The organism is Pseudoalteromonas sp. DY56-GL79 (assembly GCF_041414765.1).
GTDB lineage: Bacteria > Pseudomonadota > Gammaproteobacteria > Enterobacterales > Alteromonadaceae > Pseudoalteromonas > Pseudoalteromonas piscicida.
The window spans coordinates 62441-84130 of record NZ_JANHZS010000018.1 but is presented as its reverse complement, the minus strand read 5'-3'; the positions used below and the strand labels follow the sequence as shown (position 1 = coordinate 84130).

Sequence of the window (21690 nt, the reverse complement as noted above, 5' to 3'; positions counted from 1 at the left end):
TCATTCCGTTAAAATTGATGACTAAGTTGGTTTCCGTTTAGTACATACTGCTCGCCAGTATGCGGACAAACACAACGACCTTCACCTTCAAGGGGCAAGTCTAGTTGCTCACCATATTTACTGATCCAACCGATTTGCTTCGCTGGTACTCCGACCATAAGCGCAAAAGGAGGAACGTCTTTATTAACTACAGCGCCGGCACCAACCAACGCATACGAGCCGATTGTAACGCCACACACGATTGTGCAATTTGCCCCAAGCGTTGCGCCTTGCTGGACGCGAGTATCTCGGTATTCAGTTTTGCGCTCTATAAACGATCTCGGATTATAGACGTTAGTGAATACCATGCTCGGACCACAAAATACATCGTCTTCTAGATAAACGTTGTCATACACTGACACATTGTTCTGGATTTTAACGTTATTACCAATCTCTACTTTATTACCGACAAAAACATTTTGCCCGAGCGAACAGCCGGCACCAATTTTGGCGCCGCCACAAACATGTGCAAAATGCCAAACTCGAGAGCCTTCACCTATCTGAGCGCCGTCATCCACAATCGCGCTTTCATGCTTTTGGTAAGCCATTAGAGCTTGCCTTGTAAAAACGGATGAACATCCGCTTGTGATTCAATATGTACTTTACCTTGGCGGATTGCATTTACGGTTTCGATACAGTGACGTGCGTCTTCTAAGCCATAGCCTCTGCCAGCTAAAATTTCTTGATAAGAAACAGTATGAAGATCGGTAAAGCCGCCCGAAAACTCTAACTCTTCGCCATCACAAGTGATTGAGCGATAAGTCGGTTGCTTACCTTTAACGACCTCTGGTAAATCTTCAGCATCAATAGACAAAAACCATTTTACTCTGGCATTTTCATACTCTAAATAACCAGCCGCCTTGTCATTGTTCATGAAATGCAGTTCGTTGCGCTGTAAGTCACCAAAAATAAAGTGCAGCATGTCAAAAAAGTGAACACCAATATTCGTCGCCACGCCAAAAGATTTTCTAGGGTCGCCTTTCCAGCTTTGCATGTACCACTTACCACGAGAGGTAATGTATGTTAACTCCACTTCATGCTTGTCGGTATTTGACGAACTTGCGACTTTATCTTTCAGATCTAAGATAGCTTGGTGATGTCTTAGCTGTAATATGTTGAATACTCTCTTGCCGGTTTCTTGCTCAACCTGAATTAGGTCATCAAGTTCAGCGAGCGTCGGTACTAAAGGCTTTTCGCATATCACATCACAGCCCAAACGCAGACCGGCGGTAATGTGCGAGTGGTGTAGATAGTTAGGTGAGCAAACAGAAACATAGTCAAGCTTAGTCGCTTCATCGCGCTTCAATCGATGTGCATGGTCATAGAAGCACTCAAACTCTGTGAAAAACTCACTTTGAGGTGAAATACTATCGATGATACCCACAGAATCATTGATGTCATAGGCAACCGACAGCAGATTACCAGTTTCTTTAATGGCTTTCATATGACGAGGTGCGATATAACCCGCCGCACCAATTAATGCGAAATTCTTCATCTTTTCCATTGCTCTGTTATAGCCTTATGTCTGCATCTTGTGGGTTTAATACATGTTTAACATCGTATAAAACATGATCTTCTTTACCGAATGCTCTGATCTTTTCCACGCCCCACCCTTTAAACTCAGAGTGATCGACCGCGAGGATAATACCATCGTATTGACCGTGCTGTATCTGATTGACAAGTTGTATACCGTATTCTTTGTCTACTTCTTCTGCACTCGCCCAGCCATCGTAGACATCAACTGACATATTGAAATCTTGAAGTTCACGCACTACGTCAATGATTTTAGTGTTTCTCACGTCAGGGCAGTCGCCCTTAAAGGTAAACCCAAGTACGAGTACTTTAGCTTCATCTATATGAATTTTACGGCTTGAAAGCTTCTTAACTAGCTGTGTCGCGACATATTCGCCCATACCATCATTAATGCGACGTCCGGCAAGTATGACCTCTGGACGATAACCAACTTCTTCTGCTTTAAAAGTCAGATAATAAGGGTCAACACTGATACAGTGACCGCCGACCAGTCCAGGCTTAAATTTCAAAAAGTTCCATTTTGTGCCTGCTGCATTTAGTACTTCTTCCGTATCAATATTCAAGCGATTGAATATTTTTGCAAACTCGTTAATCACAGCAATGTTTAAGTCACGCTGGGTGTTCTCTATCACTTTCGCGGCTTCTGCAACCTTAATTGAAGATGCTTTATGCGTACCAACGGTAATAATTGAGCGGTACATCTCGTCGATAAAGTCGGCAACCTCAGGTGTCGAACCTGAAGTGATCTTAGTAATCTTTGTTAAAGTATTAACTTTGTCACCTGGGTTGATCCGCTCTGGTGAATATCCAGCAAAGAAATCTTGATTAAACTTAAGGCCTGAGTTCTTCTCAATGATAGGAATACAGACTTCTTCTGTTGCGCCTGGATATACTGTGCTTTCGAAAATGACGATGTCGTTACTGCTGATATGACGAGCCACCAATTCCGACGCTTTACGAAGAGGATTAAGATCCGGTGCATGTGTATCATCAATCGGCGTAGGCACAGTAACGATAAAAATGTTACATGAGGTTAAGTCATTTTCGTCACAGGAGTAAGAAAGCTTAGCCGCTTCAGTTAGTTGTGTCTTATTCACTTCTAACGTTGCATCAAACCCGTCACGTAATTGCTCAATTCGACGTTTATTGATGTCAAACCCAACAACGTCAAAATATTTACCAAATTCAGCTGCTAACGGCAGACCTACATAACCAAGGCCAATAATGCCTATTTTTTTTGTTGGTGAAGGAGAAAACATACTTTTCCTATTTCTCGCGAGGGTTGGCTTCTTCGATTGACTGAGTGCGTTTATTTTTCATTTGTGCGCGCAGATAGCTAACAACAAACTTTGGGTATTCTTTTACAAGCCTTTGACGAACATGCTTGTGCAATACCGCTCTTTGCAACCAACGTAATCCAAGTTTTTTTACTAAAGGGTGATAATAGTCAGCTTTAATTGCTGACTGCTCAATAAATCCGCCACAAGTGAACAGTAACGCAGGAGTATCTAAAGCATTTTTTAATTCAACAATAAATTCATCTTGCTTTGGAGTCCCCATGCCACAAACAATAATTTCTGGCTGCTGCTGATTAAGATCAGCGATGACTTGTGACTTAAGTGCCGCATCATTTACATAACCATGATGCTTATAAACGACATTGAGGTCTGGAAACATGCTGACGTAATTTTTGACGGCGACATCAACTAAGGTCGGTTTTGCGCCAATAAAGGCGATGCGTTTTCCTGTTTGATTGGCAAAGCGTAAAACATCGACTGCTATCGAAGAAAAATCGAAGCTTAATCGCTGAATTTTATTTTGGTTAAAAGTGTTATGTAATTTTGTATGCAACGAACCATCTGAAAAAATAACGTCCAGTCCCGATAATAGGCGAGCATTTTTACTCAATAGAGAGTATGAAAATGGATTTACAAAAGTCACAGCGATACTACGCGGCAGCCCTTTCGTACTCTCATCTAATAATTTATCAAATACTGTTTTAGAGGACAGTTTGTTATCTAACACTTTTGAATGAATCAAATTACGCCTACACTATCTGTTAATTTAACTTATCTAAAATACGCTTGAGCTTACTCTCCATGCTCAGGTTTTCTTCCGCATACTTTCTTAACTCACTAGGTGACATTAGTGTTTTAGTCGGTAACTCACAAATCAACGTCGTGATGTCATTCGTGCTATCACTATTACTCACCATCAAGCGAATATCGGAATCCGCGGGGAAGTCTGGATCATTGGCAGCACCAATGACACTTAACCCTCTTGCTACATACTCTCTGGCTTTCAACACTGAAGCTTCATCAAGCCCAATGCGATACAAGCCAAGGCTCGCAATGCCTATATGTGCATTGCTAAACTGTGTATCTAACCTAGCGCCCGATAAAAATCCCGTAAACTCAACTTGCGAGTCAATTTTTAATGATTTTGCCAGTTTCTTCAAAGGTTCAAACGCTTCCCCTTCGCCTACAATAGTCAAACTGACTTTCGGCACACCGGGGTTATTTGCTAATTCTGCGATTGCTTTCAACAATCTATCATATCCATGCCAATCTGCGAGTTGCGCTACCGCAATTAAATTCAAGGTATCATCGGCTTTCCAGGATGACTGTGCGACAGGCAAATCTTCAGGTATATTAATCCCGTTACCAATTTTAAGTGTTTTATGCTTAACGCCGAATAAATACCATGCAGACTCTTGCGCATATTGCACTATTAGATTTGCAGGCATTAGCACCCAACTGCCAGAAAGTAATGAGATACTCTGTTTAAACATTCTTACAAGCGCTCTAGGCTCTGATGTTTTAAGCTCTACCAGCACGGACTTTCGTGGCGTTGGCACATCCACTACTATTTTTGTTCCTCTTAGTCGCGCGAGCAAAAAAGGAAAAAACAAAAATGGAAACAATAAACTAGAAAAACGAACAAACAATACTTCTGTGTTGGTGCTCAACAGGGCCTTGATAAACCCCCACGCTCCCGACATCGTTGGCGCAAGCAACGTAGACTTGGCATTCAAGCCCAACTTTTGCGCAGAAGCAACTGTACTTTCTATTTTCTTCGCTACACCGGGCGTCTTCTCGGCATCTACAAAAGCGATATATTCAAACTGATATTTCATTAGGCGCTTTCAAACTCCAGAAGAGCTGCCAATATCGCCTTCGCGGCTTCACCGTTACCATATAAGCTCTCAGCTTGAGCAAAGTTCGTTGCTTTGGCAGCGTCAACCGCATTTAAAATTGCCTGTTTATCAGCGCCAACTAGTTGATTCACGCCTGTATTGACAAGTTCAACCCACTCAGTTTGATCTCGCATTGTAATACATGGCTTTGAGAAAAAATACGCTTCTTTTTGCAGGCCACCACTATCCGTTAGTACTATCTCGCAATGCTCTAATAGCCATACCATTTCGAAATAACTCACCGGTGGTATTACGTCAAACTTAATCTCAAGACCCAAGCATTCAGCTAATTTTTGTGTTCTAGGGTGAATGGGGCAAATAACAGGTTGAGTTTCCGATAACTCATTTAGTGCTGTAATGATGCTTTTGAGACGATTTTCATCATCGGTGTTTTCTGCTCGGTGGATTGTACACAGATAGAAACTGTCATATTCTGGGATAGCTGGTCGCTTTGCGCTTTGTGTATAGAAACTAGCAGCATCAAGCATCACATCACCGACATTGCGTACCTGACAGCTTTTATCTTTAAAACCTTCTCGTACTAAGTTTTGCACAGCGGTATCTGTAGGACAGAATAGAATTTTGCTGATTTGGTCAGTTAGGATGCGATTAATCTCTTCAGGCATCCTCATATTAAAACTACGTAGCCCAGCTTCAACGTGAGCAACCGGAATATGAAGCTTTGCTGCAGCTAATGCACCAGCTAGTGTCGAATTGGTATCACCATAAACCAAAACCCAGTCAGGCTTTTCTTCTAATAGTACCTTCTCAATCTCTTCCAACTGACGGCCGGTCATTTGTCCATGGGTGCCACCACCAATTCCGAGACTGTAATCTGGCTTGGGAATTTGCATCTCTTCAAAAAAGATATCGCTCATATTGGCGTCGTAATGTTGCCCCGTATGAACTATCACTTCTTGCACTGCTTTTTGGCTGGTTTGATTGTGCTCTCTGACTGCGCGACTAAATGTAGCGGCTTTGACAAATTGCGGCCTTGCCCCAATTACTGTTACAACTTTCATAAATATGTAGCCAAATTAGTTGAGAATATTCCTCGTAGGAGACCTATTTCATAAGGCCTTCTACTTTTCCTACAAAACCGCGTTTTACACAGCCCGTGAACCGACGGATTTTACCTTATTACCAAGCAATGATACAACCGGTAGGCTGTTAATTGCCTACAAAAGTCACAATCTGCTTATAAAGTTGAGCGAATATAACATGTATCAGAAATAAAACTGTTAAAGAATGCAATCAACAATACTTTCTGCTAGCTCTCTTTATTTCCCCAGCGCGATTGTAAGAACAGTAAGGAATAAACTCCAATCATAGTGTAACCAAACTTGGCATATGCATCTTTTTGCTCATCAGAAAGTAACGCCCCAAATGCCAAAAAGTGATTATCAAAGTCTTTTCTGAGTTTTTTACCATAGATAAACTGTTTGAGCGGTGTAGGCATCACTCGATAAAGCCTATGCGCTAACTTACGAGCAAAGCTGAAATCCGCCGCATTTTTATCCGCTATTTCACTTTGGGCGCCAACTACAGATTTGAATCTGTCAGCAACATAGGCGTTATACCAAAGGCGTTTTTTCCTGTATTGCAGTGGCATTTCACACCAAAACTCAACAAACTCCTTATCCCATAAGGGCAACCACCACTGCATGCCAAAAAACTCGTACACACGAACCGAATTGATAATGTATTTTGCCTGTCTTTCTCGCCAATCCCAAAGCTCATATTGATTAGCGAACGCTTCTGCATTAAGAACATCGCCACCTGATAATTGCTGCTGCAGGCTTACCTTTATTCGATTAAATGTCTGCGTTTCAATAAGTCGCCTTGGCACATTCTTATAGTGATCCGTGAGCAATTGTGAGGTTAGGTCAGATTTTGAGAACTGCTGTTGTTCAAAAACAATGTCTGGGATATGAGAGCCTGCGACAAAATCGCCACTGTGGCCCGGCACAAAAACGGCATCGCTTGAAATTAACTGTTTGTCTTTTAATTCTCTGACCGCCAACCAATCCTGTATATGTGGTAAAGACACACCATTAGAGGCCATCTCTCGAAACTCATCGGCTTCGTCACTAAACCAAGCATTGCGCCATTTATCTTCGTTATACTCAACAAAGTACCATTGAAAGCCCAGCCCAGTAGCAATTTGCTTGCTCAGCGTTGCTTCTTTATTTCCTGTTAAGCCATAGGAAAAACAGACGACATTTTGATAGCCAAGTTGTTTTATCGTTGAAGCGATGAGTCGAGAGTCAAACCCACCAGAAAGCGGCAGCACAATTTGGCGTCCAGCGGCAAATTCTATAAGCCGCTTGAATACAGCCCCCACAGCCATGTCTAACTGTTCAACATATAGAGACTCAGCCTGAACCTCAGGCTCATGATGTTGGAATAGGAAATAGTTTGATTTGCTGACTGTCCCAGTGCGCTTACAAATGATGACTTCTTGGCCCGCCTCAACTTGCTTTATTTGCTTAGATAGCGTTCTATCTGCACACACATAGCCAGTTAATGCGAACTCAGCCTTGCCCTGCTCACACTCTTCATTTTGCTGTAACTCCGAATGCAGCCAAGCATAATCAGAGGAGAACAATATTTTGTCATTTATTACTGTATAAAATAATGGAATCGAGCGGACTCTATCAACTACAAGCCTCACAAACTCATCTTCATGGCTGAGCAATGCAAAAAAGCCAGATAATGAAGAAAGGGAGTGTCGTTCGAAAAGCTCACGACCAAACTCACTACCATAGAGCCCTTTTTGCTCTAAGTAGGGACTTCCGAGGACATCAAATGCTTTTACATGGTTTGTTATTACGCTATACATCATTTGACTTCCGATACTCTCTGTAAGTGCTTACTAAGTTGACTGGCAATGTGAACAGTTGAGAAACGCAGCTTAGTTTGCTTTGCAATAGTTTGGCTGCAGTATTGTGCTCTGTTATCCCTCATATACTGCATCGTATTTGCAAGTAACTCGATATTATTTGGTTCAACCAAAATGCCATTTTCTTTATTTACAAAGTCCACAGCCCCACCAGTATTCGTGGCGATAACCGGTAAGCCTGCACTCATTGCTTCGATATATACTACCCCAAAGGCCTCGTATTGACTTGGAAGAACAAAAACATCTGCCTGCTGAAGCGCATTCACAACCTCACTCGCCGTCAAGTTACCCGTAAAGTTGACTCGGTTCTCTAGGTTCAACTCTACAGCCAACTCTTTGACTCGGTTTAAATACCAACCATCACCGACTATCGTTAATGAGACATCTTTATCTTTGGATGCTACGCTCGCGAAGGCTTGGAGCAAAGTTTCATGACCTTTTAGAGGCGTAACATGCGCAACACAGATAAACTGACAAGCTTGGTGTACTGTTGAACGTTTCATTGTAAAACGATCCACATCTACCATATTGGCAAGGACTTCAAGCTTGGCCTCAGGACACACTTTCTGTAGGTAAGGAATAAGCTTAGATGAGACGCATAGGACTTTACTTGCCCCTTGCAGCGCTTTTTTAACCTGTACCAGTGACATTTCCTTTTTTTCACTCTCATTTACGTACTGATTATTAATAAATCGCCCTCGATGCTCTGTGACCACATAATTAACCGGAAACATTTTGGCGATTTTGCTCGCTGCATATCCGGCCCATATTAAACTATGTGCGTGGATCACATCTGGCTGGTACTGCATCACCTTTCTGTAACGTTTAAATACTTGCTTAGATTTAAATGCAAACAGCTCAGCATATAATGCATAAAACTTTGGAATACCAGGTAATGGCGCCCGTGCGACAGTCAACGGACCTTCTTGCGATAACGTGTAACGACCGGAAAACAACCAACACCAAGCGCTCAACCATCGCAGTAGCTCTCTTGGTGAAATACGCTCTACGCTTTGCACTATGACATCATATCCCTGTTCAGCCAGCGCTTCCGCCTGTTGCTGAATAAACTCCCCTTTGTACGGTGGATACCAAGAAGGTAAAACGAGCACTTTCAAATCTTTTTCCTTATCATCAGTAATGTTAATGGCAACACGACAAACACTGCACTGAGAAAACCAATGAAATCACTTTGCTTGGCAAGTAAGCGAATAATCACAAAACTTGGCAAACATAAAACAGCAAACGCTTTTAAATGCGGCATGATCAAGTCTGCTATAGAAATATTGAGCTGAGAAAAAACCAATAAGATGAACGCACTTACTACAAGTGCATTGATAATTGAAAAGTACATAATTGCATCTTTAAAAGCCATGGAAGATAACAGCACTACGCTGCCTAGACGAACGATACAAGAACCAAAGTCAAAATAAGCCGCAAGTTTTTGCTTTTCCATTGCAACCAAAACAGTACTGATAGGAGACGCAGTAAATACAAAGTAAATCCATATAGCAATAAACTGAGCAATCTCCCCCGCTTCAGTCCACTTTTCCCCGAAAACCACTGCGAATATCTCAGGTAAAAACGGCAAAGTTAAGGCCATAATAGGCATAGCAATCAGTATCAGGCGATTATGAATATCTAGGGTATTTTTTGCCAACGTTCCAGCAACTAAATAATGTTTGGCGTTTGACATAAAGACATTTCCAACCGCATTTCCGATGAGCGTTACAGGTGCAAATAACATTCTATGTGCCAAAATGTATAGCCCAACAAGTGCCGCAGAGTAGTAGCCGGAGAACAGTACTACAGGCAACATCGTACTTGAGGTATTAGCTAATGAGGCCCAAAGCGTATACTTAGGAAAGTTTTTAAAGCGTTTAGCAACCGCTAGCAACCGTTTTGGATTGTAGCCATTAAAGTGTAGCGTATCTCGCTTTTGTAATAAAAACATCAAAGTCGATGCAATAAATCCGAAAGTATGCCCAAGCACTAAACCAAAAACCGTCCACAACGAAAGTCCTACTTGCGCTACTGCTATAATCACAGACTGCGTCACTTTTGACACACTTAACACCCGAAAAGATTCTGTTTTAATCGCGTAAAAATGCAAAAGTTGATAACAACCACAAGCAAATAGCGCAACAGGGATAAGATAAAGCTCACTTTTATTTAGCGATAGATTGAGATGCTCTACCAACCATGAATCAAATGCATAGACAACAACTGCAACCACTGTGCAGCTCAATATAATCAAGATAAAGCAGAGGTGTAGTAGCACCTTAGCAATCGAATGTTGTTTTACAAGGGGAAGTGCAAGCTCATACTTCAAGCTGACGAGTACTAAAAGTATAGTGATAATACTGACGAACACACCGAAGTTACCAAACTGCTGCGCACTATAGAGTCGTGTCAAAACAGGCGAGATCAGTAACAAAATGAGTTGCGCCGAAGCAGTGCCCGAAACAAGAGTTAGGATATTTTTTAAAAAGTTATTTGTGGCCAAGCGCGTATCTTTTAATTTGCAATATTAACACATCAACAGTCAAACCAGTCACTACGCGAAAAGTATTAACCTTGACTTCATCATCAAACTTCCATTCTAACACGAGCAATGCAACTCATCTACGCCACAAAATACCTTATCGTAAGCCATAATATTAGCGTTCAAGGTATTGAAAAGATATTGCTTGAATTTCGTCCAACAGATACTCACACTAGGGCCTGTTTACCTTTCAAGTTTGTTTTTGCAGCAGTTTGATTGGTATTTGTACAAGACAGAGCCTGCGTAGCATAGTTATTCTATGTGAGTCAGGCGAGAACACAGTAGAAATACTAATCAAGCGCTGCCCTTTGGGTTCACCTGAGTGCGCTTTGTTCATTGTTGCTCAACTTTTGCCTAGATTACTAGGCGGCAAGTCGAGCGTCGCGACCAAAACACACTCAGGAGAACAAAAATCAAACAGCAAAGATCAACAGGCCCTAGAGGTGAGCACAACATTCAAGGAGAAGGTATTTATGAAAAGGTCAATAATCTCTACTATCATTGCTAGTGCTTTGTTAAGCGCCTGTGGAGGGAGTTCAGATAACAATGACAATGATGTAATCGGCGGCCAAGGAAACTTTACTGTAGAAACATCAACAGCATTTACCACCCAAGAAGATACAACCTACACGCTTGCGGTTAGCCCAAAGTCCGCACCAAGTGGAAACGACACATTAACGGTTGAAGTCATAAAGTCCCCCACTCTTGGCACGCTCACCAAAAGTGGCTTGAACCTAAGTTATCAACCAGCACCAAACAAAAATGGCACTGACAGCTTCACTTACAAATTTAAAAAAGGTGGGGTATTAAGTAATGAAGTGACCGTCGATATCACAGTCGAAGCGATTAACGACGCTCCCACTATTTCAGGAACCCCCTCGCCCGAAGCTATCAAACTTAACGACAACTATCATTTCACGCCAACGGTTGAAGATGTTGACGGTGAAACTAGCACATATCAATTCGGAATTACCAACAAACCTAGCTGGGCGGAATTTGATACAACAACCGGTGAGCTAAGTGGAAAGCCTGCTAATATCGAACAGCTTGGTAACTATCGGCAAATTGTTATATCCGTACTAGATGGCGAACATAGCGTGTCGCTGCCCCCTTTTGACATAGAGGTTGTATCTCAACCATGGCAAGCTTTTTCAGAGTTCCCAAACAATCTAGGTAGTCATTTGCAGTCTGCGACACTTGGAAAGGAAATCATCATTGCAAGTCATGCAGCATCACTTTCTTCCTCAATGAGCTGCGCAAATGCGCCTTTAAGCGCACCTGAGATCCACTCGCTTGCAACCACAAATACGGATTGGCAAGCATTACCTTCTGCAAACGAGTCTCGCTATTACTATCAAGCTCAAATATCAAACAGTAAGCTATTTCTCTTCGGTGGAACAGAGGCCTGCCCAAGCACATCGACACCCAAGGAAACAATGGAGATCTTTGATTTTAGTACACAACAATGGACATCAATTGCAGCGCCCAAATTTGCCCCTTTTGAAAATAATGTTCTAGCGAGTTGTGCAAACAATGACACGATTGTTGCGTTCACCCAACAAGGTAACACCACGTATGCTTACCAGCTGGCCACCGCTGATACAACTTGGTCTCACAAACCGGCATCACTACCAAATCTATCGATTACTGACTGCCAGTTTATCGGAAACGAATTATTTATAACGGCTAACAATACTCAAGAGCAACAAGCTCACTTAATTCAGTATCAACTCTCAAGCACTCAGATACTCTTAAATGAGCAGGTACCGGCTGAACTCTTCGGGAGCTACTATACACTGACGCATAATGAGCAAAACATTCAGCTTCATAGCGCAGCACACGTTTTGAATTACGATACTCAAACTATGCAGTGGAGTAACCTATCAAGCAATCCAAGTGCTACGGAGCAACAAGGCTCTGAAACTTACTACTTGCGTGACTTTAAAATGGAGTCAGTTGATCAGAAGCAGTACCAAATTGGAGGTGCGTTTACGACCCAAATGACAAGTCGAATATTTATTTTTGATACTGCACTGGAAGAGTAGCTATTTTGACGAAGGGGAAACTTGCAGTTCAAGTTTATTTCGCATGTATCACCAGCAAGCAATACGGGGTGTGAGAGCTACTGAGCTCTCACTCTTTTCTCTTTCGTAACAAGTGCCTTTAAATAATCACCGTATGTTGTTTTTGCTAATAGGTTTGATTGTTTTTCAAGGCTCTCAAGAGTTAACCAACCTTTGTTCCAAGCTATTTCTTCTAAACATGCGACCATGAGCCCTTGCCGACGTTCAATGGTCTGCACAAAGTGACTCGCTTCTAGCATGCTGTCGTGTGTACCAGTGTCTAGCCAAGCAAAACCACGTCCTAGTACGCTGACTTGCAATTGACCGCGCTCTAAGTATGCTCGGTTGATACAAGTAATCTCTAGTTCCCCACGTGATGATGGCTTTACTGTTTTAGCGATATCTACAACTTGATTGTCATAAAAATACAGTCCTGTCACCGCAAAGTTTGACTTTGGCTGGCTGGGCTTTTCTTCTATTGATGTTACTTTACCCACTTCGTTAAATTCGACAACACCAAAACGCTCAGGATCAGCCACTGGATAACCAAATACCATTGCTCCGTGAGTCAATTGAGCTGCATTATTCAGGTATGGAGAAAACGCCTGACCGTAAAAAATATTATCTCCTAATACCAAGCAAACAGATTCATTCCCAATAAATGTCTCTGCAATCACAAAAGCCTGAGCAAGCCCCTCGGGTTTTTCTTGAACCGCATACTCTAATTTGACACCAAATTGCGTTCCATCGCCTAATAAATTTTTGAATAACTGCTGTTCTTGTGCCGTTGTTATCACCAAAATATCCCTAATACCAGCCAACATCAATACTGATAATGGATAGTAAATCATTGGTTTATTGTATATTGGCAACAATTGCTTTGAGACCCCTTGAGTTACTGGATATAAACGGGTACCACTCCCTCCAGCTAGAATAATTCCTTTCACAACTTATCTCCTACCTCAAAGTCTTTAAGATACCATTGAATGGTTTGCAACAACCCATGTTCAAATTGATATTCTGGATACCAACCAAGTTCTTGTTGAATTTTTGTATTATCTATAGCGTAGCGAGTGTCATGCCCAGCTCGATCATCCACAAAGCGAATTAACTTAGCAAAGCCATGTCCGCCAGCGGCTATTGCTATAGGGTGATTTGGCATCAGTAGCTCTAGGTGGTGACATATCATCGATACCAGTTCAATATTTCTTATTTCATTCTTACCACCAATATTAAAGGTAGTTTTTGGAGCAGCACGTTCTAACACGGTACAAAGTGCACTAGCATGATCGTCTACATGTAGCCAATCCCGCACTTGTGTACCATCACCATACACTGGTAGTTCTTTTCCCTGTAACGCGTTGCGTATCATTAGCGGAATGAGCTTTTCCGGGTGCTGGTAAGGTCCGTAATTATTAGAGCAATTAGTGATAATATAAGGGAGTCCATAGGTTCTTCCCCACGCCCTTACTAAGTGATCGCTACTGGCTTTAGAAGCGGCATAGGGGGAGCTTGGTTGGTATTTGTGATCTTCCGTAAATGGCGCTGCATTCTCATCTAAATCACCATATACTTCATCCGTTGAAATATGGTGAAACCTAAAATGACTTTGCGCTTCTTTTGTCAAAGAAGCGTAGTATAAACGAGACACCTCTAACAACTGATAAGTACCAACAATGTTAGTCTCAATAAACTCAGCAGGGCCGCTAATAGAGCGGTCTACGTGACTTTCTGCGGCTAAATGAAGAATATGTGACGGCTCAAAAGATAACACCGCTTGTGCCAAGGCTTCACGCTCACATATATCCAATTGAATAAATTGATAGTTTGGCTCTTCAGAGAATGTATCTAGTGCTGCTTTGTTGGATGCATATGTAAGCTTATCAATATTGAGTATCTGAGCATTAGTATTAGCTAGTAAATGCCTGATCACGGCACTACCAATAAAACCAGCACCTCCAGTTACCATAACTTTGGCTTGATCCAGTTTCTTATATTTACTTGCCATTGTTACTTCCCATGCACCTTTTCATAGACTGGCTTTTGTTTGTTCAGCAAGCCACTTAACTTGCCCAGCTGACGTTGTAATAGCAACCAATACTTCATTCTACTTCTAGAGTTTAGGGAGAGTACACTACCAGAAGCACCAACTAAAGTTGCGAGAAGTATTTTTATAATCTCACTCAATAAACTAGAGCGATGATGCAATAAGATTATTCGCATATCCGCAGCTCCAATACGAAATGCACGTTCCTGCGCCCAGCGCTTGGTGACTCTAGCGCCATCAAATAGTTCGTGTGAAATAGCAGTGTGTGCGCTGGCAAACTTTATGCCTTGTGCTTTCAGACGAGTAAAGTACTCCTTGTCACCACCACCGTATACAGAATAAAAGGGATCAAATCGTTGCTGGCCAAAACCAAAATACACACACTTATGCAACAGTACGCTGGCTGAGCTTTCTAACAGTGGTATCTCTTGGGAAAGGCTTGCCTGCTCTGGAAAGTAGATAGCCAATGCTTTTGTCCAGCTCGGTGGTTCGCCTTCAAATTCAGCAAGCGTGTTGCCACCTACGACCTCACACCCTGTTTTGAAATGTGTCTCGAGCAAAGCATTCAGCCACTTGGACTCAACCCACTCATCATCATCAACCATAACTAGAAAGTCAGCTTCATAGTCTAAAAAGGCAACGTCGAGTAAGGCATTTCTAACAAAAGAAATACCACGTTGTGATACATCAATTGATGCTAAAGGCAGTGGATAATTGTCAGATACTTTAGTAACCAGCTTAGCACCTGCCCTATGTTGTTGATCGTTCTCAGCAACCACGACTGATAGTTCGATATTCGAGCACTCAAGCTTGGTAATGGATTCCAAAAGCTTAGCTAGTCCTTGAGGGCGCTTATAGGTAGGAATACCAATAATAACTTTTGACTTAGGACTTTCTCCACAGCTTAAACTCATGCCTTACTTCTTCCTTAACACAGTAAAATACCCCATAGGCATAACGGATTGGGTTCTTTGCATAATTTTTTGACCCAAGCGAGTTCGAGCTAGCGCGATAGCAGCGCTCTGAATTAGCCAACATACCGGCTTTCCTAAGATGGGAAGTTTATTAAAAAACTTACTTAAGACATCAGCAGCTACCTCGAGTGCTCCCCCCACCTCATTGAGTACGACCACTTCCAGGCCAGCCTCACTCGCCATCCTTTCTATCGCAAAGCGCGTATAGCGATAGTAATCATGAGGCTGCTCATGAAGCCAGTACATAAAAGGGGTATTGAATATAAATGTACCATTTGGTGTGAGCACACGAGCGACTTCTCGTATTGTCATTTGAGGTTCTAGTAGGTGCTCAAGTACATCAGAACTTAAAACAGTATCAAATGTTTCAGTTGCAAAAGGCAGCGGTTGATTTAAATCACAAAGTTCATCCACATAGGAGCTTTGATGCAGTGATTCTCCCCAATCCACACAAGTCGTTTGACTAACGTTACTTGAATAAGCTTGGTAAAAAGGCACTTTTCCGCATCCTAGATCAAGTAAAGAGCCAGTAACAAAATCACCTAGATAGCGGTTATATTGCATAGCAACCAGCTCAACAGCTAACCTAGATGACAAACTAACTTGTTGTAGGTCTTTATTTGCTCTTAGCTCACCATTTTTATAAACAAACTTACTCGGTGTCCAGGATTCACTGTTTCTCATGTTGATTTACTGTTGTCTTGTCAATGAAGTGGTGGATTTGGATTTTAGCAAAGTTATAAGTAAAACCAAGCCAGCTGACGTAGCCAAAGCATAAATGACTAGAGCAAAGAAATCTGATACGAAGAAGTAATGCTGAATTAATAAACTAATAAGCAAAGCCAGCATAGTGATCGTCAGTCCTGGTAGTAGAGATTTAATAAACTCAAAGATACCTTTATTTGTGAAAGGGGTAACCAGAATAAACCAATGTACTGCCAATACAGCGCCCTGTAAAACAGCCAATGCCAAAGCTAGTTCATATAAGCCACGAGATACCATAGTGAGTATGATGGCGGCTCTGAGCAAAGAGAGTACCAAGTTCCAAACAAATGAGCGTCGAACAGCACCCGATGCTTGTAAAAGTGGACCACATGGATTGATAAGTGCCGTCGAAAGCATCGCTATTGCCATAACAGACACTAGCTGATTATGCTCCAGCCAACTTTTTCCAAAAGCCAGGACAAGTGTCGGCTCTGCAAAGCAAGCGATGCCTATGTATAAAGGTATGTTAATACAGCCAAGCGCCATCATTAATTTAATATATAAGTTTCCCTTTTGTTGCACATTGAGCTTTACCAATGATGGAAACGTCACTCGATTAACGATCGGATTAATAAACTGCAGCGCCGGTTTGGCAACAAGTTCCTTAATATAGGAGTAAACGCCTAACACCTCGGCTCCCATAACTTTGGCGACAACCAGCTGATCAAACTGTCGACTTAAAAAACTCACCACACCTTCAGCACTTTGATAGATACCATAACGCAACGGTCCTCTGAGTTTTTTTACTCGAGGTAAAGCAAATCCTAACTCATCTTTACCGTACCAGCTGGTACATAAGGCGATAAACATCGCGTTTGTTAACTGCGCTGATAGCGCTGCCTCAATGGTTGCACCTTGTTGAAGCTGATATACTAGGGTCAATAAAGAAGCTACCGAGGCAAACACTTCAATTGTTGCTAGCTGTTTAAACGCGAGTCGCTTTTGTAATATTGCCGTTGGCTGCGCTGCAGCACCTCTTAAAAGCAGTAGTGAGCCAATCCAAAGGTGATAATCAGCAAGGTTCGAAATATTAAAGAATGCCTCAATAACAGGCAGCAAAAATAGGATTGATGCTGCCATAACAGCAACTAAAAACAAGCCCAGCACATATAGCTGGCATTTAACTTGTTTGTCTAGCTTGTCAAAATAAATCAATGCGTTAGAAATCCCGGCATCACTCAGTAGCTGAGAAATACTGACCAGTAATGTAACAAAAGCGACTAGACCGAGTTCACCTAAGGACAAGTATCTCGCTAATAAAATAAATATAACAAACTGTACGCCAGCCTTTACCAGCGTCGCAACAGCCGACCATGATACACCTTGAGCAAAACGCTTAAGGTTAGTCATTAGAATCGACCAACATAGCAGCCCATTTAGGGCCAAGCGCAGCCTCGGTAAAAGTGCTTACCATTAATTGCTGATTTATCTCCATCGGCTGCATAATTAGTTGAGTCAACTCTGCATTAGTTAGCTTTGAGAATTTATTTATATCACCCAGCGAAAACCCCTGTTGAGTTAAGTCGCTATAACTACTCGTACACGTATCTAAAAATATAGGCTTCCCCTGCAAGAGCATTGCGTAAACAACATATAGCCCCTGTTGGCGTTGATGGGCAAACAAGCTCAAATCTACTTTACAAAGTAAACGGTCATATTCTGGCTTTGACATGATAGCAGTAATGGGTATGAAACATTGCCCTAACCTTTTCTGAGCATAGGTAATGACTTCTTGGATATACTCTTTTGTTCCCGCATAGTTGAGTGGCATATAAACTTCAAATTCGGGTAAATCAGCATTTGCAACATGGTCAATCAATTGCTTGTGGTTATTTGCAGGATCGGCAGAATTACCAAGTAAGATCTTTAATTTCTCGTTCTGCTCATTCGCTAAAGTTAAACCGAAGTCAATTAGGGGATAAGGTAAAATATCGACTTTTCGTTTTAGCTTCATATAATTTTTAACAAGCTCAGCATCACCAGAGTTAAGCGTGATAACGCATTGAGCCCTACTTAATAGTAGCCGATGAGCAAACCAGTTAAGATAGCCTTTTAAGCCCTGCACATTTTTATTACGATAAATTTCCGCTCCCCACAATACACAGGTAGCTCGGCTTAGCATATGGCTTAACGCTAGGTTACGAATTAGCACAGGAGAAAATAGACCATGAAATACTAATCTAGTTTCACTAGGTTGCGCATCTAGCGCTTGATACAGTTCCTTTTCACACGAAAAAAATAAAATGTCTTTATCTTTATTCGTATCGCTCCCCAACACCCAAAAACATTGTTCACTCTCAATGTAGCGTAAATAAAACTCAACCATCGGTTTATAGTGATGAGGCGTATCTGAAAAGATATGTATTAACATTGACCTTTGAACGCTTTTTCTTTTTCAAGAAGTGCTCTACTGCGACTTTTGACAAAACGAGCAGGAGAACCTGCCACTATTTTAAATTCGTCCACAGAGCGAGTCACTAAGCTTTGTGCACCAACCGCCACACCTTCTTTGAGCGTAACGCCTGGTAACACAATGGCACCGGCACCAATAATGCAATGTTTGCCAAGATAAACCGGCTTACTAGTCACATTGGTAAAAGCCTCATCTACCGTAGGGTTTGTCATCCACTCGCCACTGTAGTCATCACTACTTGAATAAATCGTTACTCTCGCAGACAGTCCCGCATAGTCCTCTAAGATGATAGCTGAGTCACCTATGAGTGATGAGTATGCGCCTATATGTATATAGCTACCTAACGTGATCCCTTCAGAGCCTGCGGATAGAATACAAAAATCGTCTATGCGTACATTATCACCGAGCGATATTCTCTCAATGCCAAATAAAGAAGCCTTTCTAGATACCAAACAATTATCGCCGACGGCTTTAATCCCTAATTCTATCAACTCAGCTTTGCTATAGTGTTGTTTGTGCGCCATCTACTTCTCGAAATTTATTTAGTAAAACGATAATGTTATCACAAATATAATCTATGTCTTTTAACCGCAGCTCATAATACATAGGCAAACATAAGATCGTTCGTGAAATCGATTTTGAACAAGGTAAGTCTCTATACTCAGTGTATAGCTTAAGTTCATTGAGATCAGGGAAGAAATAACGACGTGTTTGAATGCCAATACTTTCTAGGTGTTCACGCACATACAACAACTCGTGTTCGCTATTAAATAGTACAGAAAAGTAGGAGCCATTCGTGCTCGTATTAGATTTCCAATGCTGGAAATTGAGCAAGCCTTTGAGACGGTATTTATAACGATTAAATAGCTCGACTCGATGCGCGAGAATATCGTCAATATGATTAAACACACATAAGCCCATTGCGGCGTGCATTTCGCTCATTTTTGCATTCGTGCCGACGAGTACTGGAATTTGCTGCTCATTTTGCCCAAAGTTTATTATTTGCTGTGCTTTTTCTAGGTCGCTACGATGTTTAAAGATAACCGCTCCCCCTTCTACGGTATGAAACAGCTTTGTTGCATGGAGGCTAAGGGTTGCACAATCACCGTACTTTAACAAAGACTCACCTTTGTATTTACTCGCAAAACAGTGCGCAGCATCGTAAATGACTTTTAGTTGGTATTGCTCGGCTATACTGTCAATTGCTTCTACATCACAGGGGTTAGCAAATACATGCACGGGCACTAAAGCATCCGCCCACTCTAGATCCGCGCTATCTAATTTGCTTGGGTCTAAATTAAATGTATTGGGGCAAATATCACTGAAGCGGGTTGCAATATTTTGCATACGTAGCGAGCCCAAGGTGGCGGCAAACGTGAACGGTGTTGTAATGGCTTTTGTGATCCCCATAACTTGATAAGCAATGTGCAGCGCCATAGTGCCGTTCGCCACAAGCAGGATATGCTCAACCCCTAAATACGCTTTTAGCTTTTCGACTAACTCAGCTTCACATGGGCCCTTGTTCGTCAGCCTATTTCTTGCAAAGATCTCTGTGATTTGTTTTTGGTATAAATCTAATTCAGGTAGGAAGGGCTGTACTATGGGGTATTTCACTCGGCACTCTACATGTTTGCAATACTGCCAAGCAGTTTACCGAATGGCTTAATAGATAGAAAGTACAAAGTTTTTATACTTTTTATTTTGTATAACGATAAAGCGTATAAAAGTAAAAAGCGAGCCTCGGCTCGCTTTTTTAGACTAGCTAAAAGTTAAATTAGTTAACTTTAACGTGGTCTTGTACTTCTTTGTTGTAGTAAAGCGCGCTTACTTCGATGTTAGCAGCTGGAGCATTAGTAGTAACGCGGATACCAGCAACACCTGTGATTTCGTTTTCTTTAGCAAGTGCGTCAACAGCAGCTGTTACGTTAGTTACAGCGTACTTAGCAGCAGTACCAACTTTCTTAGTAGCTACCATCTTACCACCAGAGTATAGCTCAACCATGATGTCACCTTCAACAGTACCGTTGTTAGTTACCATGATTGCGCGTGAGTATACGTCTGAGAAAGGCATGATTTCAACAAACTCAGAGTCACCATTTAGCTTCCATGAAGAGGCAACTGAGCCAGAAACTAGAGCTGATGACTTAGTAGTACCTTCTAGTACGTTCACGTCAAGAGTGAAATCTTGAGGAGCTGTAAGTGCTACACGCTTGTCAGCAGCTGGTAATTCAAAGTTGATTGTGTAAGTACCAGCAACTAAAGCAGCACCAGTTTTGCCTGTTGCAGATTTAGCATCAGCAGCAATCTTAAGTTCGTCTGCAGCAGCAGCGTTATCTTTAACTGTTACCTTGCTAACACCAGTGAAGTCGCCTTTAAGGGTTAATTCAACATTGTCATCAGCAATTGTAGCGATGTCAGTAGCATTTTCAGCAACAACAAAAGAAGGTGCTGGGATTTGTTCTACACCACCAGTTTTCTCGAAACCTTTGCGCAATTGAGCAACGTCAACTGTACCATCAGCTTTTGAGAATGAAGTAACAGAAAACTGCTTAGTACCTACGAAAAGGTCCGCAGAGTCAGTGTTACCTGTGCCTGTTGCTGTATCAATAGTAATACCAGTAGATGTTTTCGCTACAGTTGTTACTGTTACTTTAGCTTTGTCTGCTAAATCAGGAAGCTTAACTAAAACTTCGTTGCTGTTGTTACCTGTTGCTTCAAGGTTATAAACTAAACCTTCAGTTGAAACACTTCCGCTGTTATCAGCGTCATTTGTCTCAGTAACACGGAAAACTAATTCCGTCTTTGAAGAGTTGATTAGACCCCAAGTAACAGTGTCACCAGCGTTACCTTGCTTTGTAAGTCTGTAACCAGTGTCAGCAAACTCTGCACCACCAGTTAGAGTTAGAGTTACCGTATCGCCAGCTGTATACTGAGCATTTAAGTTAAGAGCTACAGTAGGTGCATTTGCAGTGATAGCAGCAGAAGTAGCAACCGCGCCTTCAACAGATAGTTTTTGAGCAGTACCTGCAGTTGTGTTTACAGCCATAGCTGAAGTTGCAGCAGTTGTAAGCGCTACTGCTAGTAGAGATTTTTTGAACATGTTTTCCATTCTCCAAAGTTTCATGAAACAAGAACAATGCGTGTTCCCATTTTTCTTATATTTGATCATTCAATTAGGCCGTCACCCAAGTGACATCCGATCAAATCCATGCT

The 21690-nt window shown here is 41.8% G+C and carries 19 protein-coding genes; 1 reads left to right on the top strand and 18 read right to left on the bottom strand.

Annotated elements, in window-relative coordinates:
* Positions 1-8: 8 nt before the first annotated feature.
* From NO992_RS14290 to NO992_RS14250, 9 genes are all read right to left on the bottom strand, one after another.
* Positions 9-587: an acyltransferase gene (locus NO992_RS14290; RefSeq protein WP_371378214.1), complete on the bottom strand. Its 579-nt coding sequence runs from the start codon at positions 585-587 to the stop codon at positions 9-11.
* Entirely contained in the window at positions 587-1534 is a 948-nt protein-coding gene (locus NO992_RS14285) for a Gfo/Idh/MocA family protein (RefSeq protein WP_017217123.1), read from the bottom strand. Before NO992_RS14285 ends, NO992_RS14290 begins: the two co-directional genes overlap by 1 nt.
* Before the next feature lie 16 nt (positions 1535-1550).
* Positions 1551-2831 carry a Vi polysaccharide biosynthesis UDP-N-acetylglucosamine C-6 dehydrogenase TviB gene (gene tviB, locus NO992_RS14280; protein WP_371378211.1) on the bottom strand — a complete coding sequence of 427 codons (1281 nt, stop codon included), beginning with the start codon at positions 2829-2831 and terminating at the stop codon, positions 1551-1553.
* 7 nt (positions 2832-2838) lie between these two features.
* Positions 2839-3597, bottom strand: a complete 759-nt coding sequence (locus NO992_RS14275) for a WecB/TagA/CpsF family glycosyltransferase (RefSeq protein ID WP_371378208.1) — start codon at positions 3595-3597, stop codon at positions 2839-2841.
* Positions 3598-3631: 34 nt separating this feature from the next.
* Entirely contained in the window at positions 3632-4708 is a 1077-nt protein-coding gene (locus NO992_RS14270) for a glycosyltransferase (RefSeq protein WP_371378205.1), read from the bottom strand.
* Positions 4708-5790: a non-hydrolyzing UDP-N-acetylglucosamine 2-epimerase gene (gene wecB, locus NO992_RS14265; RefSeq protein WP_017217127.1), complete on the bottom strand. Its 1083-nt coding sequence runs from the start codon at positions 5788-5790 to the stop codon at positions 4708-4710. Before wecB ends, NO992_RS14270 begins: the two co-directional genes overlap by 1 nt.
* A 248-nt stretch (positions 5791-6038) precedes the next feature.
* Positions 6039-7613, bottom strand: coding sequence for an asparagine synthase-related protein (locus NO992_RS14260; protein ID WP_371378201.1), 1575 nt, complete (start codon positions 7611-7613; stop codon positions 6039-6041).
* Positions 7610-8782 (bottom strand): glycosyltransferase, encoded by a 1173-nt coding sequence (locus NO992_RS14255; RefSeq protein WP_371378307.1) that lies wholly within the window; start codon positions 8780-8782, stop codon positions 7610-7612. Before NO992_RS14255 ends, NO992_RS14260 begins: the two co-directional genes overlap by 4 nt.
* Before the next feature lie 2 nt (positions 8783-8784).
* Entirely contained in the window at positions 8785-10176 is a 1392-nt protein-coding gene (locus NO992_RS14250; RefSeq protein ID WP_371378198.1) for a lipopolysaccharide biosynthesis protein, read from the bottom strand.
* Between the two features lie 512 nt (positions 10177-10688).
* On the opposite strand from NO992_RS14250, the gene NO992_RS14245 reads away from it, so the two are divergent.
* Positions 10689-12260 carry an Ig-like domain-containing protein gene (locus NO992_RS14245; protein WP_371378195.1) on the top strand — a complete coding sequence of 524 codons (1572 nt, stop codon included), beginning with the start codon at positions 10689-10691 and terminating at the stop codon, positions 12258-12260.
* A gap of 77 nt (positions 12261-12337) precedes the next feature.
* On the opposite strand, the gene rfbA is transcribed toward NO992_RS14245, so the two are convergent.
* The 9 genes from rfbA to NO992_RS14200 form a co-directional block, all read right to left on the bottom strand.
* Positions 12338-13225: a glucose-1-phosphate thymidylyltransferase RfbA gene (rfbA, locus tag NO992_RS14240; protein ID WP_371378192.1), complete on the bottom strand. Its 888-nt coding sequence runs from the start codon at positions 13223-13225 to the stop codon at positions 12338-12340.
* Entirely contained in the window at positions 13222-14286 is a 1065-nt protein-coding gene (gene rfbB / locus NO992_RS14235; protein WP_371378189.1) for a dTDP-glucose 4,6-dehydratase, read from the bottom strand. The genes rfbA and rfbB overlap by 4 nt, the downstream gene beginning before the upstream one ends.
* 2 nt (positions 14287-14288) lie before the next feature.
* A complete protein-coding gene (locus tag NO992_RS14230; protein WP_371378187.1) occupies positions 14289-15239 on the bottom strand; it encodes a glycosyltransferase family 2 protein in 951 nt (316 codons plus the stop codon).
* 3 nt (positions 15240-15242) lie between these two features.
* Positions 15243-15983: a class I SAM-dependent methyltransferase gene (locus tag NO992_RS14225; RefSeq protein WP_371378185.1), complete on the bottom strand. Its 741-nt coding sequence runs from the start codon at positions 15981-15983 to the stop codon at positions 15243-15245.
* Positions 15984-15989: 6 nt separating this feature from the next.
* Positions 15990-17414: an oligosaccharide flippase family protein gene (locus NO992_RS14220; RefSeq protein ID WP_371378182.1), complete on the bottom strand. Its 1425-nt coding sequence runs from the start codon at positions 17412-17414 to the stop codon at positions 15990-15992.
* Positions 17407-18435 (bottom strand): TDP-N-acetylfucosamine:lipid II N-acetylfucosaminyltransferase, encoded by a 1029-nt coding sequence (locus NO992_RS14215; RefSeq protein WP_371378179.1) that lies wholly within the window; start codon positions 18433-18435, stop codon positions 17407-17409. The genes NO992_RS14220 and NO992_RS14215 overlap by 8 nt, the downstream gene beginning before the upstream one ends.
* Positions 18429-19001, bottom strand: a complete 573-nt coding sequence (locus tag NO992_RS14210) for a DapH/DapD/GlmU-related protein (RefSeq protein ID WP_253104196.1) — start codon at positions 18999-19001, stop codon at positions 18429-18431. Before NO992_RS14210 ends, NO992_RS14215 begins: the two co-directional genes overlap by 7 nt.
* Complete coding sequence (locus NO992_RS14205) at positions 18979-20091, bottom strand: DegT/DnrJ/EryC1/StrS family aminotransferase (RefSeq protein WP_253104193.1); 1113 nt, start codon at positions 20089-20091, stop codon at positions 18979-18981. The genes NO992_RS14210 and NO992_RS14205 overlap by 23 nt, the downstream gene beginning before the upstream one ends.
* Positions 20092-20251: 160 nt before the next feature.
* Positions 20252-21577 carry a hypothetical protein gene (locus tag NO992_RS14200; protein WP_253104191.1) on the bottom strand — a complete coding sequence of 442 codons (1326 nt, stop codon included), beginning with the start codon at positions 21575-21577 and terminating at the stop codon, positions 20252-20254.
* Positions 21578-21690: the final 113 nt, after the last annotated feature.

Coding starts and splice junctions, on each gene's coding strand:
- NO992_RS14290 (WP_371378214.1), bottom strand. CDS start 587: ATGGCTTACCAAAAGCATGAAAGCGCGATTGTGGATGACGGCGCTCAG.
- NO992_RS14285 (WP_017217123.1), bottom strand. CDS start 1,534: ATGAAGAATTTCGCATTAATTGGTGCGGCGGGTTATATCGCACCTCGT.
- tviB (WP_371378211.1), bottom strand. CDS start 2,831: ATGTTTTCTCCTTCACCAACAAAAAAAATAGGCATTATTGGCCTTGGT.
- NO992_RS14270 (WP_371378205.1), bottom strand. CDS start 4,708: ATGAAATATCAGTTTGAATATATCGCTTTTGTAGATGCCGAGAAGACG.
- wecB (WP_017217127.1), bottom strand. CDS start 5,790: ATGAAAGTTGTAACAGTAATTGGGGCAAGGCCGCAATTTGTCAAAGCC.
- NO992_RS14260 (WP_371378201.1), bottom strand. CDS start 7,613: ATGATGTATAGCGTAATAACAAACCATGTAAAAGCATTTGATGTCCTC.
- NO992_RS14245 (WP_371378195.1), top strand. CDS start 10,689: ATGAAAAGGTCAATAATCTCTACTATCATTGCTAGTGCTTTGTTAAGC.
- rfbB (WP_371378189.1), bottom strand. CDS start 14,286: ATGGCAAGTAAATATAAGAAACTGGATCAAGCCAAAGTTATGGTAACT.
- NO992_RS14230 (WP_371378187.1), bottom strand. CDS start 15,239: ATGAGTTTAAGCTGTGGAGAAAGTCCTAAGTCAAAAGTTATTATTGGT.
- NO992_RS14225 (WP_371378185.1), bottom strand. CDS start 15,983: ATGAGAAACAGTGAATCCTGGACACCGAGTAAGTTTGTTTATAAAAAT.
- NO992_RS14220 (WP_371378182.1), bottom strand. CDS start 17,414: ATGACTAACCTTAAGCGTTTTGCTCAAGGTGTATCATGGTCGGCTGTT.
- NO992_RS14215 (WP_371378179.1), bottom strand. CDS start 18,435: ATGTTAATACATATCTTTTCAGATACGCCTCATCACTATAAACCGATG.
- NO992_RS14210 (WP_253104196.1), bottom strand. CDS start 19,001: ATGGCGCACAAACAACACTATAGCAAAGCTGAGTTGATAGAATTAGGG.
- NO992_RS14200 (WP_253104191.1), bottom strand. CDS start 21,577: ATGTTCAAAAAATCTCTACTAGCAGTAGCGCTTACAACTGCTGCAACT.